Annotated in this window: 5 protein-coding genes; 2 read left to right on the top strand and 3 right to left on the bottom strand. The window is 35.6% G+C overall.

All coding sequences use genetic code 11. The features are described 5' to 3' along the window. Positions 1–68: 68 nt before the first annotated feature. Both P4L16_00240 and P4L16_00235 read left to right on the top strand, forming a co-directional pair. Positions 69–1,484 carry an NAD(P)/FAD-dependent oxidoreductase gene (locus P4L16_00240; GenBank protein ID MDR3623556.1) on the top strand — a complete coding sequence of 472 codons (1,416 nt, stop codon included), beginning with the start codon at positions 69–71 and terminating at the stop codon, positions 1,482–1,484. Further along, positions 1,481–2,230 carry a glucose 1-dehydrogenase gene (locus P4L16_00235; GenBank protein ID MDR3623555.1) on the top strand — a complete coding sequence of 250 codons (750 nt, stop codon included), beginning with the start codon at positions 1,481–1,483 and terminating at the stop codon, positions 2,228–2,230. The genes P4L16_00240 and P4L16_00235 overlap by 4 nt, the downstream gene beginning before the upstream one ends. Here the strand turns inward: P4L16_00235 and P4L16_00230 are convergent. From P4L16_00230 to P4L16_00220, 3 genes are read right to left on the bottom strand one after another with little or no spacing between them, the layout of a single operon-like run. Next, on the bottom strand, positions 2,190–3,104 hold the full coding sequence (locus tag P4L16_00230; GenBank protein MDR3623554.1) for a DUF2608 domain-containing protein: 915 nt from the start codon (positions 3,102–3,104) through the stop codon (positions 2,190–2,192). The genes P4L16_00235 and P4L16_00230 overlap by 41 nt on opposite strands. Next, on the bottom strand, positions 3,094–18,300 hold the full coding sequence (locus P4L16_00225) for an amino acid adenylation domain-containing protein (GenBank protein ID MDR3623553.1): 15,207 nt from the start codon (positions 18,298–18,300) through the stop codon (positions 3,094–3,096). The genes P4L16_00230 and P4L16_00225 overlap by 11 nt, the downstream gene beginning before the upstream one ends. Continuing rightward, positions 18,293–19,030 (bottom strand): 4'-phosphopantetheinyl transferase superfamily protein, encoded by a 738-nt coding sequence (locus P4L16_00220; GenBank protein MDR3623552.1) that lies wholly within the window; start codon positions 19,028–19,030, stop codon positions 18,293–18,295. Before P4L16_00220 ends, P4L16_00225 begins: the two co-directional genes overlap by 8 nt. Positions 19,031–19,033: the final 3 nt, after the last annotated feature.

Genomic DNA, 19,033 nt, shown 5'->3' with positions numbered 1-19,033 from the left:
TTTATCTAAGCTAAACATTTATGCTCACAGTCCAAAGATTTTAATACTATGATATTTTGGGGAAAGCTATGGATTTCACCTTAAATAACACAAGCGATAGACCCATCGTTATTATTGGAGCTGGTGTCAGCGGGCTTGTTTTATCTATTCTTCTCAAAAAACTTCAGAAAAATATTTTGATTATTGAAAAAAGGCCTCCTTTTCAATCAAACAAATTAGAAGACCCCCGTTCTTTTAATATGACTATTAGTGAACGAGGAATGAAGTGCTTTCGAAAAATTGGGGTTGAAAAAAGAATTTTGGAATGTGCGGTACCTATTAAGAATCGCATTATTCATCTTCCTATTTCTCATTCTATTAGTCAAAATAGGATTGTACAAAGTTATGGAAAAGAAAAAGAAGATATTATCTTTTCTATCAAAAGGAGTGACTTAATTAGAATCCTTTATGAAGAGTCATCTAAAAACAAAAATACAAAAATGATATTTGATTCAGAATTGGTGGATGTTAATAAGAATGGTTCCTCTCTAACCGTTCGCTCTCGTCTGACAAATCAAGAATTAATAATGCCTTTTAGCTTATTAATAGGAGCTGATGGGGGTTATTCCAAGACAAGGGAATTCGTTCTATCAGGCCAACTTATCGATTTTCAAGTTAAGTATTTTAAATGGATTTATAAAAAATTTAGCTTCTCTTCAGTGGATGCAAGGATGCTGAAAATAGATCCTTGTTCCTTGCATATTTTTCCACAACACAATTCGACTATTTTTGCTATTCCCAATCAAGATCAAAGTTTTTCAAGTATCTATTGTTGTGATATCAATGGATTATCTGATATTCGTTCAAGTGAGGCTCATAAATACGTAGAAAGCAAATTTATAGAGGATTTTCCGCAATTATTTGATTTAAGCAATACCATAAGAGGCACACTAAATGACTCTAAAATAGGGGGATTATTAAATGTTCATTTATCAAAATGGTCTTGTGAAGATAAGATTATATTAATTGGAGATGCTGCACATGCAGTGTTTCCTTTTTATGGACAGGGAATGAATGCAGCCCTCCAAGACTGTCAGGTACTTGCTTCCTTGCTTGTCTCAGAAAAAAATAATTTTGAGGCTCTTTCAAAATATGAGACCATTCAAAAAACATCTGTAAGTGCATTATCAGACTTATGCGCATCTCACTTTTATTATTTATCTCAAAAAAGCCTTTCTCCAATTTGTGAAGCGCAACGGCTAATAGATAATATCTTGAAAAAGTTAAAAATCTTTACATGGCACTCTGAATATAACTTAGTTGCTCAAACCGAAATTCCTTATAATAAAATAAGCGAAATAATTAGAAAGCAAAATACAATTAGAAAATTACTTGGAATTGTGTTGTTTGATTATTTTTTTGGCTTATTTATTTTTTTTAAAAGAAAAGTCTCAAATTTATTTGTAAAATCAAAAAAAACAATACAACTCAGGTTAAATATATGAAATTATCAAATAAAACTGCCATTATTTCCGGGGGAACCAGCGGGATTGGTTTGGCAATTGCTAAAGAGTTTTTATTAGAAGGAGCTAATGTGGCTGTATTTGGTAGAAACCAGAATTCTATAGATGTAGCAAAAAAAGAGCTATCTGATGGTAACTCTTTGGTTATGGCCGGAGACGTTATTAATATAAAAAGCTTAGATAATGTCTACGAGACTATAGGTAAAAAATTTGGAAAATGCGATATATTAGTGGTTAATGCGGGAATTTTTAAGCCAACTCCTTTAGAACTCACGGATGAGAATGCTTTTCAAGAGATTATGGACATAAATTTGAAAGGAGCTTTCTTTACGGTGCAAAGATCTCTACCGCTTCTTAGGGAGGGTGGCTCAATAATACTTATTGCCTCAACATCTGGAATACAAGGATGTACGGATTTTTCAGTTTATAATGCTTCAAAAGCGGCCCTGCGCTCACTATCACAATCATTTGCCGCCGATTTGTTGTCAAAAAATATTCGTGTCAATTCGATTTCTCCAGGTTTTATCCGCACCCCCATTCAAGATAAATTAGGGATTTCAGAAGAAATGATTATACAGTGTGAGAGTGCAATTCCTCTCAAACGGTTTGGACAACCAAGAGAAATTGCAAAAGCTGCTGTTTTCTTAGCATCTGATGACTCTAGCTATATAACAGGATCCGATATGCTTATTGATGGAGGGCAGATAAACATTGCTCCTCCTTTTTAGCTTCAGAATCGCTTAACCATTTATGGTCTTTGCGAAGGTGACTAAATTGAACCTCTGCTATCTGCTCATCAAGTTTACCAGGAAGCTTATCCGCTCCCTTGTACTGATACCCTTGAAAAGGGATTTTGGCTTTATTTAAAGCGGCTTCAACAGAAGTAAGATGCGACATTTTATCATCAATAAAAATTACTTTTTTTGGCGTCCATTGAACTTTCTTTAGGAACTGGACCAACAGAGCCCCCTTAGTGGTTTTTTCATCACCAAGAAATAAAACACCATCTTTAAAAAGAGAATACTCGGTTTCTTTTTTTTCTATATTATCGAAATAAATCTGCTTTGTAGAGAACGACTTAGAAAAATCAATATCGAATTGTTTCAATACTTTTAATCTCCATTCCTCTGCACTTTCAATAACTCCAAATTTCCCTGTTCTGGCTGCGGTTAAAGCTATAGTTTTGACTCCTTTACTCTTCAATTTATTGATAAGTAGAGGCGTAGAATGATCTATGAGTATTATTTGCCCTTCATTTAACATAATGCTTATTAAGTAAGGAATTTCTTTTGGATCAATGCCCTTCCAAGATGCAGGGCGAAAATGTGCTCCACTGGGACGTAATACCATATCATTATAAGTAATTAATACATCGTCTACATCGAATACAACCAATGTATCCGCATCCGTACTATCCAATTCTGAGCGAATATCATTAAAAGATTGAATCGGAATAATACCACCAGAAAACGTGACGTCTTGAACCACATGTGCACTAGATTGTTGGGGCGTTTCCTTTGATGAAGTGGGTGATTGGACAAACCATATAATGCCAACAACAACTAGGCAAATTAGAGGTATAATGAGAAACTTATTTTTCATTCAAAAAATCCTTCTGCTTTGTAAAAAACATCTCTGATAGGTAACAAAATGCCTTATGCAAAATTTGGTTGTTAACCGAAGGCATATCTATCCTCAAGTTAGCCAAAGCTTCAAGAGTATTTCGGATCTCGATGTTCTTGTTTACTACTTCTTCAAAAGTTACTTCATCTTCAATATAAAGGGCAAGAAGGGAAAAAAGAGCATTGTCTGCATCTATTTTTGTCAGCAATGCTTGCCATATATTATGAGATATTATTTCGATCTCATAACCGAAATCCTTAAGCCAACGTATTAAATCTAACCAACTGATTTGTTCTGGGTTGGATAAGTTAAATATCTGGTTTTTATTTTTTTCATCTAGAGAGATTTTAGTAATAATTTTGCTGATACCATCCACAGGTAGCATATCGAGTTTAAATTCCCAGTCGGGGGCTTTTTCTAGCTGAATACATCCCTTTATTAATCTCATTAAGTGATCATTTTCGTAGGAAGAAACTCCTGTCAGGCTGTGACCTATGATCGTGCTTGGTCTAAATATCTGGATCGGAATACCTCTACTAAAGGCTTCAGTCAATAGCTTTTCAGCCATCCATTTTGTTTGTTCATATCCGCTATTGAGGATTGAGGGTAATGTTCCTGTAATGAACTTTTCTTGAGCCGTGCCTTGCTCTTCTTCTGCAATCGAAAGAGTAGAAATATAGATCACCTTTTTTAAAGTACCCGTTACTGCTAGTTTAAGCACTTCAATTACGCTTAAAACATTGGGGGCCATGAGCGTTTTATAATCATATAGGTGGTGAACAAGGGCCCCGCAATGGTAAATTGCATCTAATTTTTTTGCCAAGGTTTGATAATTTTGCTCATCAAGACCGAGTCTAGAAAGGCTTAAGTCACCGGGTAAAGCGACAATTCGATCTTTCGAAAATACAGCTTCTGGAAAGTAGCGCTTGAAGTTATAAACTAATTTATTTTGAGCTTCTTCTTTATCTATTGCTCGTACTAAGCAAAAAACATTTACTTTACTATTTTCTAGTAAATCAAACAATAAATGCGCACCCAAAAAACCTGTTGCTCCTGTTAATAAAACATTAGCAATGGATGAACTTACGATTTGTTTAGGCTGAGGGGTAATGCTGGCAGGAAGGAATATTTCTTCGAAAGAGGGAACTTGCTGTAGTTTGCCCATTTGTTCATCTAACAAACTTGCTAAATTAGCAATTGTTGGATTTTCTAAGAAAACTCTAAGGGGAATATTTTGTACGAATTGCTTCCTAATATGCATGGCAGCAATAGTAATCGATAAAGAGTTACCTCCTAATGCAAAGAAATTCTCGTTGATTCCGATCTCTTTAAGTTGCAAGACTTCACACCAAATTTGAGCAAGTATTTTTTCTATAGGAGTACTGGGTAAAATAAGTTTTTTACTGATGAGCGCCACCTTTGGAAGGGCTTTTCGATCAATCTTACCACTCAATAAAAGAGGAAGCTGAGAAAGAGATACAATAGTTAAAGGTACCCAAGCTTCAGGGATCCACTGTTTTAGCCATTTTTTTAATTCTTCTTCATCAAAAGAAAAAGTATCCTTCAATACAATATAAGCAATAAGTTGTTGGCTTCCTCTCACATCCTCTTGAAGCTCTACAACAGCGTGATGGATAGTATAATGCTGTCTTAAAATACTCTCAATTTCTCCTAATTCAACACGTTGTCCACGTATTTTTATTTGATTATCGGATCTGCCTAAAAACGCAATAGAACCATCAGGGCAATAATAACCAAGATCACCTGTTCTAAATAGGAGGGTACCATCTTTAGTAAATGGGTTTAGGACAAATCTTTGTTTAGTTAAGTCATCTTGATCCAAGTAACCATGGGCTAAACCTCGACCGGAAATACAGATCTCACCAGGAACTCCTATAGGCAGGGGACACAAATGCTTGTCTAAAATATAAGTCTTGGTATTCCAAATAGGACGCCCAATTAAAAGATCTGCTAAAATAGTACTAGAAGTACAAGGATGATAAGTACTGGTAATTGTGGTTTCCGTAAGACCATACATATTGTGTAGATTTGCAGATAGGTTTTTATAAAATTTCTTAATGAGCAGGTGGTGAAGAACCTCTCCTCCTACTAAAACTTGGCGAAGAGATTTTAGACGCTCGAGCCGAGAATGTTGCAAAATAACCTCTAATAAGGAAGGAACAAGGTCTAAAATAGAGATCTTTTTTTCTTCTATAAAGTCGATCAATCCCTCAATGTCTTGATGGACGTCTTTCGCTGCAACCACGACAGTAGCTCCACTGCATAAAGGCCAGAAGATCTCCTCTACTGACACATCAAAGGCCAGAGAGCTGTGGTGTAAGACTTTATCTAATTCTGTCAGTTGATACGTATGTTGCAACCATTGAATTTGATTCAGTAAAGCTTCATGCCCCACTACAACTCCTTTTGGAATACCTGTAGAGCCAGATGTGTAAAGAACATAAGCTACATCTGAGACATTTTGCTGGCAACTATGTTCTACTTTGTCAAAATTACTATGAATAAGAAAATCTATATCTAAGATCCTGCCAGGATAATTTTCGAATCTTGACCATAGGTGGTTTTGTGTGAGTAAGATTTGAGCATCTGAACTTTTAAAGATGTAGTTTAAACGATCTATTGGATAATTGGGGTCCAGGGGAAGAAACCCCTTTCCTGCCTTTAAAATCCCTATTAATCCTACGATCATTTCTATGGAACGCTCAGCAGAAAGGGCTATTAGAGAAATATGTTCTTGTTTTTTTAAAAAATAAGCAATCTGATTTGCTTGCTCATTTAATTCTTGATAAGTAATCGATCTTCCATCAAAAATAGCTGCAGTCTGCTCAGGGATCTTTTGCACTCGCTCTTCAAACAACTCAACAACTGAAGATACACACACAAGTTGCTTTTCGCTATTGTTCCAAGTATTAAATAAAGTATTCAATTCATTTTTAGATAAAAGAGAGTCGTGCTGGTAAAGAGAGTTTGAGTTATAAGCTAAACTTTTTAAAGCTCTCTTAAAATAATCGAAAATTTCTCCAACTTTTTTATTACTAATCTTATCAGAGTCATACTCAAGAGATAAACAAAGATTTTCTTGCAAAGTATCGACGTAAAAATTAGCAGAAAATACAAAATTTGTCTTTTCATAGGCTTTATGACTTATCAGTTGAAGATGTTTGTTTTCCTTTAGCTTGTCATATACATGAAAGTGTGCATAGTTAAATGATGTGTTAAAAAGCTCCCTCCCCCCGTGTTGATGTTGTATTTGAGCAAGAGGATACCATCGATAAGGAAGTAGTTTCTTCTCTTCTTCGTATACAGCGAGTACTAGATCTTCCCATCTTCCACCATCTAAAATAAGTCGTAGAGGAACAGTGTTAAGAAATAATCCCAACGTATTCTCGCTATCAAGTTCCTCAAGACGTCCATTTAGGATATAGCCTGTAGTGATATCACTTTCTCCTGAAATCCGAGAAAGAACTCGTAAGTAAGCGGCAAGTAAAACGCTTTTCAGTGGTACATTGAGCCTTTTGGCTAATTCGTGAAGCTTTTCTACTATGTATGTCTTAAGAATTTTACTATCTGAAGACCAACCTTTTTTATTTGCACCCTGTTTGAAATTGTCATAAACTTTTAATGTGTGAAACCCATTGAGTTTCTTTTTCCAAAAATCCAACTGTTCAGTAGAACTTGTAAGCTGCTTTTCATGTTGAATATAAGCTCCATACCTCAAACGCGGTTGGTGAAGAGAAGAAAGACCGCCTTCAATTCTAGTTTCATATTCTTGAATCATATGAGCTACTAAAGTAGCTATACTCCAACCATCAAGAATTGCATGGTGAAAGGTAAATCCAAATTGGAAAGTACGTTCAGACCTGCTGTGAACAGCAAAACGAATAAGAGTTGGTGAAGTAAGAATAAAGCGCTTTTCTTTTTCTTGTCTAAACCACTCTTCGATATGTTTATCTTGAGTAGTTAAATCCATACAAGAAATATCTACAAATTCTATTTGGAGAATACCCTTGCAGTGGACTAATTGTAAAGGTTCGCTATAATCCTCAAACTTAAAAGAAGTCCGTAATACAGGATGAATAGAAATCATGGCCTCTAAAATAGAGGAAAGCAGATTTTCTTTTAATTCACCTTCCATTTCATAACTGAACGTATCTTGGTAGACAGCTTCATCTGGATTTAGCTCATTGTGGTAGATCATTCCAGCTTGCAAGGAAGCTAGAGGGTAGGCATCCTCTAAATTCTCTCTGTCCAACAATTGCTTATCTTGAGAATTTACTAAAGAGAAGGGAGTATAATCAGGAGTTTTTTCATTTAACTCATAGCATTTGATTCTAGGCCAAAGCTTTTCAATTGTAGGAAAGCTAAATAAATCTGCTAATTGCAATGAATAGCCCCACTTCTTAGCAGTAGCAACAATCTGAATACTTAGAATAGAGTCCCCACCTAGTTCGAAGAAGTTATCAGTAACACCTATGGTTTCAACCTGAAGAACATGCTTCCAGATTTGAACAAGGTCAGACTCTAATTCGTTACGAGGAGCGACAATAGTACGAGATCGATGATAGATTAATTGGTTTTGTTTTAATGCTTTGCGATCAACTTTACCACTCGTTGTTAAAGGCAAATGATCTGTAACAATAAATTGAGACGGGACCATGTAATCTGGAATTTTCTCACTCAAATAATTACGAAGTAGATAATCGTCAATTGGATTCTTCAAAACAACAAAAGCAACAAGAGATTTATGTCCCGTTTTTTCTATACAAACATCAACAACACACTGAAGAACCTCTGGATGGCCTCCTAGCCTATTTTCTATTTCTCCAAGCTCAATCCGGTATCCTCGCATTTTTACCTGATGGTCTAAGCGGCCTAAAAATTCAATATTTCCATCAGAAAAATAGCGGGCTAGATCTCCAGTCTTGTAAGCTCTTTTACACGGTTTAAATGGCAATTGAAGAAATTTCTCTGCTGTTAAAGAAGGCTTATTCAAATAACAACGAGCAAGTCCTGCTCCGCTAAGATATAGCTCTCCAGCCACGCCTATAGGGACAGTATTTAAATGTTTGTCGAGAATATACGTTTCTGTGTTCCAAATAGGTTTCCCAATGGGAACGGATATATCCAAAAATGAATTGCGACAATTCCAATAAGTCACATCAATAGAGGCCTCAGTAGGCCCATAAAGATTGTGCAAATCCGCAGAGGTTTGTTCAAAAAATTGTCTTACAAAATGTGGGGGTAAAGCTTCTCCACTTGTAAACACCATTCTTAAGGAAGAACATTTTTCTCCTCCCTGAAGCTCTAAAAATGAACCAAGCATAGACGGAACAAAATGCATGCATGTAATAAAGTAACGTTGAATGGTGTAGATGAGCTCTTCGGTATCGCGGTGGGCTTTTGGCTTGGCTATAACTAATGACGCTCCAAATGAGAGAGGCCAAAAAAACTCCCAAACAGAAACATCAAAGCTAAAGGGCGTCTTCTGGAGTACTCTATCGTAAGACAGTAACTGATACTCATTTTGCATCCATAATATACGGTTAACAAGTCCTTTATGCTCAATACAGACCCCTTTTGGCTGCCCAGTAGAACCTGATGTATAAATAACATACGCAAGAGAAGAAAGAGGGTAATCAATGCTTAAGTTTTCTTCGCTTTCATCTATTTCTAGTTGATCTAAACATAAAATCGTTCCTTTAAAATTTAAAAATTTATCACGATCTGTTGTAAGTGTAATCACTACCTCTACACTTGCATCCTCTAGCATATAGTTAAGGCGATCCTTTGGATAGGTCAACTCTAAAGGAAGATAGGCGCCTCCTGCCTTCATAGTAGAATAAATAGCGATAACCAATTCAATAGAGCGTTCTAAAGCAATGCCCACAATAACATCTGAAGATATATTTAATTTTCTAAGATAACGAGCTAAACGATTAGATTGTTTATTTAATTCTGCGTATGAGATTATTTTTTCTTCAAAGATGAGAGCTGGATGTTCTGGACTTTGACCAGCTCTTTTTTCAAAGAGCTGATGTAAACAAAATGGAGCAGTAAACAAACATTCTGTTTTATTCCACTCATGGATAATTTTGTCATACTCTTGTTCTGCAACAATATCTAGAAGACTTACTTGTTGATCTAAATTTGCCACAATACTTTCTAGCAGCTTAATAAAATTTTGGGACATTCTTTGAATAGTACTTTTATCAAATAAATCTACTGCATATTCAAACTCTAGCTTTAGTTCATTCAGGGTTTCTTCAGCTGTTAACACAAGATCGAATTTTGCAGCACGGTGGTTTACAGGAAGCTCTTCAACTTCTAATCCATTCAATATGAGTTCAGTCAAGTTGCTATTTCTATAGACAAACATAACTTGAAAAAGAGGATGGCGACTTAAATCTCTTGGAATCTTCAAATAATCTACTAAATATTCAAAAGGAACATCTTGGTTCTCATAAATTTTTGTTGTTTTATCTCTGATTTGGCTTAAAATTTCTTTGAAGTTACTTTCTGAGTGGAAAGTTGTTCTAAGCACAACAGTATTGGCAAAATATCCCAAGAGGTTTTCTACTCCAGGATAATGTCTATTGGCTACAGGAAAACCAGTTATAATGTCTATTTGACCAGAGTAACGATGTAAAAATGTTTGAAAGGCTCCCAATAAAACCATAAATAGAGTCACTTTTTGTGATTCCGCCGTCTTTTTCAAAAGATCAGTAAGCTTGGAAGGAATAATATAAGAAAAAATAGCCCCTTGATGGGTGGGCCTCTGTGGGCGCTGTTTATCTGTGGGAAGTTGCAATAAATCGGTACAATTTTCTAGCTCATTTTTCCAGAATTTTAATTGTTTTTCTAAAATACTATCCTTTAGCCAATTGCGTTGCCAACAAGTAAAATCTACATACTCAATAGTATCAGAAGCCGTTTGTGTCTTTGGAAGTTCACTTAAAGAGTTATAGAGATAACTTATTTCTCGTAATAAAACTCGAATAGACCACTCATCTGTGATGATATGATGAATAGTAAGCAAAAAAATATGCTCGTTTTCTTCAATTTTTAGTAATCTTCCTCTTATCAAAGGACCTTTTGATAAATCAAAAGGTGTTATGGCTTCTTCTTCCATATGATCTGTCACTAGAGAGTTTTCTTTTAAAAGATCATAAACAGGAAGATCGAAAAAGCTTGTTTCTAAGACAGTCTGTTTTGCTATCCCCATTTCAGAGATAAATACAGTCCTAAGAATCTCATGATGCTTGATCAGATTTGTTAATCCTATTTTTAATTTATCAAGGACAAGAAACCCTTTTAGCCTAAATGCCAAGGGAATCATATAAACCAATTTGTTATCTAACAGTTGATCTAAAAACCATAAACGCTGCTGTGTAAATGAAAGAGGATAATACTTACTATGGGGTTCTTTTGTTATTGGGGGATAGACAAATTGAGAGGTTTTTTCACTTTCTTTAGCTATCTGAGTTGCTAGAGCTTCAAGAATTGGATACTCGAAGATTTTTTTAATTGGAAAATCTAGACTAAAAACTTTTCTAATACGAGAAAGTACTTGCACGCCTGAGAGGGAATGGCCTCCAAGGAGGAAAAAATGGTCCTGGATCCCTATATTTCCTATTTTCAATACTTCAGACCAAATAGTAGCCAATTTTTCTTCTACGTCCGTGCGAGGAGGTATATAACGTTTGGAAATGCTTTGTCCGTTCTGTGGGATGGGTAAAGACTTATAATCAATTTTACCATTTACTGAGAGAGGAAATTTTTCTAAAACTAAGAAAAAAGAAGGGATAAAATAGTCAGGAAGCTTGTCCTTTAAAAAAAGTTGTAAGTCTTGAGAAAGTCGCTCTTCTGGGGGTTTGGGAATGGAGCTACCTCTTTCTTGCAATTGTGCTTGACTAACAGGTCCGCCTGTTAGGACATGGAGCACATGTTGAGAACCTAAAATTTCCCTATATTGAGCAGTACAGTTGTTGTCTAGTGTTCCAATTGGGCAAAAACCAATTAGCTCATCTATTCCTTTCTCCATAATATGCTGCGCAAACATTCCAATTTGCACTCTTCTGGCGTAATTCTTAGCGTCACTTAAAAAAAATAGGGTGAATGAAGCTTCCATTAGGATAGAGTAATAGTCAGTAACTGCCAATTGCGGGTTGAAGGAGATTGTATCTTTTATCAGAATTAATTTTTTTGCCTTTGTCTCAAATTGATACCATCCCTCTGTGAGATCAATTAAGGCCTCTGGCTTAATATACACACAAACTTCAACCTCAGGAGCTAAGGGGCATTCTTGTTTTACATTAACATAGCTTGCTCCCAAAATAGTGATTGGCTCATTGCCATCCATATGTTTCATCATCAGCTGAAAATCCTGAGAAACTGCTGACTTGTTTAATAGGTGGACAATATAGCCTATTTCAAGTTCACAAAATTCTCTCCAAAGGTCTCCATACATAGGTTTAATAAGTGATGTTCTTCCTACTAAATATAAAGTAAAATGATCATTAGGATCATCAAGGGGTAATAATTCATCATCAACCAGACATAATCTTCTTTCAGTTTGATTGAAAAAATACACTCCTGCATCTATTCCTGAAATGCTATTTACTTTTATATAAACTTGGACGGGATAAAGAGCACCTGCAGAAGGGTATGTGTATTTTGGAATAGGGGACTCTGGAAACCTATAAGCGGTTAAGGGCATTAAAAAACTATCAAATTTTGAGAGAGGAATTGCATCTTCTCTAGCTTTTCCCATAATTCCAGAAGATTTCAAACTTTTACATAATATATTAATCAAAATTGAAGAGTTTATCTTGTTCCCGTCATAGCAACGATAACTTTTACGACGGAAAAGCTTTGAGTAATCGTTCTTTGGAATGTCAAACTGAATGTTTTTATGTTCTTTTAAAACTCTTCTTGTATTTGCAAGACTCAGCTTAAAATTTATCCTGTCTACAGGATCTTGAATTTCAGCACTTTGAATTTCAGGCGCCTGATTGTTACTTAGGGCCAAATAAGCAATCAATTGCTTTTCTTTATCTTTCTCTCCAAGTGTTGTAATAAGAGCATGGGAAATGTCTTTGTGAGATTCTAATGTTTTCTGTATCTCGCCAAGTTCAATTCTATACCCATTGACTTTTACTTGACTATCGCTACGACCAAGAAATTCAATTACACCGTTAGGATAATATCTTCCCAAATCTCCTGTTTTATAGAGTTGCTTTTTCCAGCTAGCATGAAAGATAAATTGCGCATCACTCCTTTTCTTATCCATCCAATAACCTTTTGCAAGGCCAATACCACCAATATAAATATCTCCTTGCACTCCGTCTGGACAAGATTGCAAATACTCATTTAATACGTGCATTTCCTGATTGCGTAAAGGTAGGCCATAAGGAATACTTTTCCATTCGGGAAGCACGTTGTTGATAGGATAAATAATAGACCAAATAGAGGCCTCTGTAGCGCCACCTAAGCTGATAACGTCAGGCTGGTGAAAAAACTCTTTAATGGAATGTGGTAGGTCCAGAGGTATCCAATCACCACTGAGTAAGACCAGTCGTAAAGCGGTATTAGTTGACATGCCTTCTTCTCTATCTTTTAGATATTCTACAAGCATGCTCATAAACATAGGAACGCTATTCCAGATAGTCACTTTATATAGCTGCAGCAATTCTAACCAACAAACAGGTTCTTTAATATCTTCAGAACGAGGTATGACAATAGTGCCTCCACAAGCTAATAAGCCAAAGATATCATAGACGGATAAGTCAAAGTTTAAATTAGAAATTGCTAAAACTCGATCATGATGATTTACTTTGAATCGCTCGTTCATATCGAGAATTGTATTTACAGCTCCTCTATGATTAATCATCACTCCTTTTGGAATTCCAGTAGAACCAGAGGTGAAAATGACATAAGCAAGGTCATCAAGAACTTGAACAGGTTTTAAATACGCACAGCTTTCCTGCTTCCATACATCCGCTTGAAGTCCATCTAATGTAATTAAAAGCTTGTTCTCCAGTTTTTGTGTAGATAGCTTCTTAAGATACTTATTCTGTGTCAGAATAAAATCTACTTCTCCCAATTTAAGTAATTCAACGATTCTCTCTTCTGGAAGATCGGCACTAATCGGTAAATATGCCGCGCCTGCATTAAGGATCCCAAGGCACGCTATAACCTGCTCTAGACATTTATCCATGACGATAGCAACCAAACGATTAGGCGTGGCTCCTTTATGACGTAAATAGCTGCCTAGTTGATTAGATGTTATTTGCAACTCTTTATAAGAAAGAAAGTTTCCTTCATAAATGACTGCAGTCTGATTAGGCATTTCTTTTGCCTTACAATGGAATAATTCTTGTAAAAGGAGCTGTTTGACTTCCCAGTGTGTTGCATTAGTATCATTACGACAAGCTTCTTGTTTTATGGGAAGCAGATCAAAACAAGTTTGATCCCAAGCCTCTTTTGAATGTACTAATCTATCCAATAATCTGAAGTAGGCTTGGTGCATATCTTCAATTAAGTTGTCTGGAAATAATCCTTTAACATAATCCCATTCTACGACAAGTTCTCCTGATTGGCTATATGCTTTGTAATCTAACCACACTTGAGGTGTTTGTGTAATACTGTACACCTGATTTGTAGTAAAATTTGTTTTATTTTCTTGAGATTCTTCCGCCAATAAAGAGGTGAAAACAACAGGTATTAGTGAAGCATCCCAAGAGCTTTGGGTTTGTCGACTTAATTCACGTAGTACTTCTATTCCACTAAACAAGCGATGGTCAATATCTGAAAATAAGCGTGCTTGTAGCTTTTGAGTTCTTTCTACAAAAGTGGTTTTCTCTCTATTATCAATTTCACATAACGTTAGAGAGGTAAAATCTCCCATGATTTCATTGATTTGGGGATGAAATGGCAAACGATTAAATAGTGTAAGGGTGATGGTAAAACGTGAACTATTACTCCAAAATTGTAAAATTTCACCAAAAAGCGCTAACAAAAAAGATGTTGGAGTCAAACCCCTCGCTTTGATCTGCTCCTTAAGGGGTCCCCAGAGATGCTTTTCTAGCTTCTTTGTACATCGATCAAAAACAGGTTTTTCTATTTCTTTTGGATGTTTAAAAAGAGGAAGAGAAGGCCCAATTGGAAAATCGGAAAGTCGAGATAGCCAGTAGTTCTTATCTCTATTATATAGGCTACGTTGTTTTAATTGAATTTCTGTTAAAACATAGTCTCTGAAAGAAACTCCTAAAGGCGCTAAAGCCATCTCTGGCTCAAAGTATAGTTTTGCCCACTCGGAAAGCAAGATATTGAAACTCCAACCATCGACAATAAGACCATCTATGCTAAAGTGTAAACGGTAGCTGTTTTTCTTTTTCGTAACACATACCTCAAAAAGAGGCCAGATTTCTGTTGGTAGTACCTGATGGGATAAACGCTCTCTTAATTTGTCAAGATGGGTTTCTGTAGCCTTTTCTGTTTCTTTAGAAAAGTCAAAACATTGGATAGTATAGTGAGAAACTTCCGGAAGAATTTTTTGCATTCCATCCCCAGGAAAAATAAGCCTTAAAGCCTCATGTCGACGAATTAATTGATTCCAGCTATTTTCTAGTAGATTTAAATCCAAATGATCACACTCATATTCACTATATCCGTGAACCGCAATTTGGCTTAAAGAAAAAACTTCATTTCTTCCAATCCAGTATGCTTGTTGAATATCTGTCAAAGGAAATTCTAAAAATCGATCAGAAGGATTGGAGATTACTTTTGGATACGCCTCAACAGACGCAACAGTAGTCGAAGCTTTTGAATCAGTTATGAATTGTACAAATTTTTCTAAAATCGGATGCTCATAAAGGCTTTTTAGAGGGATTTCTATTTTAAAAGTATTCTGCAATGAAACAATTACCTGGACAGCCAGTAACGAGTGGCCTCCCAATTCGAAAAAGCTATCTAGCAATCCTATGCGCTCAACTTTTAAGTGCCAAGACCATATTTCCGCAATTGATTGTTCATCTGCAGTTCTAGGTGCTTTATAATTAAGGTTGCCTGACCTACTTACAATGGGTTCAGGAAGAGCATTGCGATCTATTTTCCCATTTATTGTTAAAGGAAATTTATCCAAAATAAAAAAAGCAGAAGGGATCATATATACAGGAAGGTAGGTATTTAAGTGACTTCTAAGAGAATCTTCAACTAAAGAATCATGATCAGCTTCTAAGACTAAATAGGCAATAAGCCTCTTACCATTGTCTGTTAAAGAAACTACTGCCTGTTGAATGCCTTTATAGCCGCATAAAGTTCTTTCAATCTCTTCTAGTTCAATCCGATAACCTCTAAACTTTATTTGTTGATCAGATCTTCCAACAAACTGAATCTCCCCATGGGGCAGCCAACAACCCAGATCTGCTGTTTTATATAAACGACCAAAAAGAGAAGAGTTAATAAATTTTTCATGAGTTAGCTCTGGATTGTTCACATATCCTCTTGCAACACCTTCTCCACCTATATAAATTTCCCCCCTAACTCCGATAGGAAGTATTTGAAGATGATGATCAAGAACATACATTTTAGCCCTTTCAATAGGCTTTCCTATAGAAATAGGTGCACTAGAGAATATATTTGGATCATATACTTTTGAATAGGAAGATACAATTGTACATTCTGTAGGGCCATATTCATTAAATAAAACAGCCTGTGGAAAATACTTTTGATGTAGTAAGACAATAGAATCTGTAAGAGCTTCACCTCCAACGCATACGTATTCTAGGGTGGGACAACTAAGCTTTTTATTTTGTTCTAAGATCAGAGAATAAAGAGACACAGGAGGACCAAAATGATTAATCTTGTGTCGATTCAAAAGCTGTACAATACTATCTGAATCTGTATTAGAGACTTTAGCAGAAAAATAAAGCGTACCACCCGAAATAAGGGGCAACAAAATGTTAGCAATAGAGATATCAAAACTAATTGAGCCTACCCACAAAAATTTTAAATGTTTGAGGGGATATTGTAATGCTTTTGCCTTCAGTACAAAGGCCAATTGTTTGTGTTCAACTTCTACCCCTTTAGGAAAGCCTGTAGACCCTGAAGTATAAATAATATAAGCACGGTTAGATAAGTATAGTTGCTTAAAGGGTTTATCTTGTTTTTCATGCTTTGGAGCAAGTGCCTCTTCGATGAAGCAAAGAGGGGTCTTGACTCTCATCAACTTGGCTTCTAAGGATTTTTGTGTTAAAACTAATATAGGTTTAGCATCATTTAAAATGTAATGAAGGCGCTCTTCAGGTTGGCTAGGCTCTAATGGCACAAAAGCTCCTCCAGATTTCATCACTGCTAACATAGCAATAACAAGCGCTAAAGATTTTTCTAGGCATAGGACTACATTAACTTCTGGCCCAACTCCCATTAGACATAAATGTTTTGATATTATTTCGGCTCGATTATTTAATTCTTCATAAGAGAGAAAGGATTCATCACAGGCTATTGCAAGGGCCTTAGGATTCTTTAATGCATATCGCTCAATTAATTTATGAGTACACATAGAAAAACAATCAGAACTATTGTTTTCACTCCATGTTAAGATTTGCTTTTTCTCTACTTGAGAAAGCAAAGGCAAAGATATAATCGGAGTATTGGTATTCATTGCCTCTAAAAGCGATAAAAGATGCTCAGTACTTCGTAATAGAAAAGCTAAGTTTTGAGAGGAAATAATTCTACATTGATTTCCTGGGTTCGAAATGAGAATCTGAAGGCTATATTTATTAGAAACGACACCTTGAGCTATATCATCTACGTATTGAATTCCAATAAATGAAGTTTGTTGAGAAGAATTGGATAATTCAGGATATCTTAGGGGGAGGTCCTTTAAGTAAGCTTTCTTGTTTTTTAATATTTGCAAGGCATTGCATATTTTTTCCTGAGCACTAAGAAAGGTGTCTTCAGCAACAAACGAAACATTTAAAGGAAGATCAGTAATAAACAAGTCACTAAACCTGTTTAAATCATTTCCAACAGGTATATTTTGGTAGTTTACCGTAAAATTACTTTGCTGAGATATTCTATAGAAATAAATCAATATAGCTGCCAATAAGCTTTCTTTTGATAGCGAGGTTGGCAAATTTAAAGTCGTATCAAAGGGTATGTCTAGAGAAGATGAATACTGTCCTAAGTTTAAGTAAGTAGTTTTTTGTAATTCTTTAACCCAAAAATTCTCATAGAAAGAGAGCTCATAACAGAACTCTTCTAACTTTTGAGAATTATCCAGAGAAGCTAAACACTCCCCAGGCATAGTCAATATTTTTTGAGAGTCGTTTTCCTGAACTGTTAGGAGAATATCAGAAGTGTTAGTCGCGACTTCTATCTGAGTCCCTGTAATTTTTATTATTGTTCCAGGCGGGTGCTCTGAAGAATGATCAAGAATTTCCATCTTGCTTGGAAAAAGAATATACTCTTTTATCAATAATTTTGGGCTACAAAGTTTATTGGGGTAGTTTCCAAAATCAAGAGCCTTAAAAAGAGTCTCTATTTCCCTTGCATTTTGATCCCATGAAATGATTCCTGCATGCTTTGGTTTTTTATGAGAACCAAAATAAGAACGACCGCTTAAATCTTGTTTTTTGAATACGCAGCTACCTTCTTCTAGCTCAACTACCAACTCTTTAAATGATTGCAAAGCATGCTGGTAGCATTTTATATTCAAACTGAGAGCAGTTTCTCCATTATCGATTGGGAAAATTACTTGCTTTACAATACCACCTGCATCTATCTGTTCTGTAATGATATGCCAAGTAATCCCGTGTTTCTTTTCATTATTTAAAATAGCCCATGATGTTGCATGAACTCCTGCATAAGCAGGAAGTGGTGAGTCGTGATAATTAATTGCTAATCTTTTAGCTGACTGAATAATCTTTTTGGGGATAAGCTTTGGATTTACGATACTAAGAAGGTAATCAAATTCTGTTAAAGAGGTAAAACTATCAAATAGGGGGATTTTGCGCTCTTGTGCCCATGCTTGGAGCCAGGGGTCATCAGAAATAAGACCTGAAATACAATGCTTTCTATCTAATAAGTGCTCTATACATTGAGCTGTTAAGGAAGTTTCGCCTAAAATAAAAAAAGTTTGCGCTTCACACATATTCACTATTTGTAAGTTGTTGATATTTAATAGGACCGAGCTCACCCTTTAAGGCGATGTATCCTACGTAATTTGAAGGGATTTCAAGAGAAGATAAAGACCACATATCTACAGGGGACGTTGCAAAACTAATAAGGCGTGAAACTTGATGATTAGAGAATTCAATATGAATATCTGATAGAGGAAATCTCAGACCTATGCCAATGGCTTTTACTAAAGCTTCTTTTTGGCTCCAATATTGATAAAATAAATCTCTCTTCTGATAAGAAAAAAGCTTCTCAAAAAGTTTGTACTCTTCAGAATGCAGAACAAGCTTTGCTAAATCTTCTTCTGGGGGCTTCTCTGAAATATATTCAATATCAATGCCTATGCAAGGTTTAGAGCTTATTGCATAATAAACTAAGTTTTGAGAATATGACAGGCTGAAGAAAATTTTTGATTCATAACAACCCAAGTATGGCTTACCATTTTGATCTGTTCTAATAATAATATTTTTAGGAGAAATGGACGTATAAAAACTTAAAATAATACGAAGGATAGCTCTTCTAATTACAAAACGAGTAGAATGTTCTAAGAAGATATAGTCATTTGCCCGTAGGGTTTCTTCAGCAGATAAAATATGAACGTAGCTATTAAAAGAAGAAAGGTGCGCCTCAATATCTATCATCCAAACGTGTACTTCCTTCTCGCTTAAGTTAGAAAAAATGCTCTTTTTAACGGCCATGGACATAGT

This window comes from Chlamydiales bacterium (assembly GCA_031292375.1).
Lineage (GTDB): Bacteria > Chlamydiota > Chlamydiia > Chlamydiales > VFKH01 > JARLHF01.
This window is presented reverse-complemented; position numbering and strand designations above follow the sequence as displayed.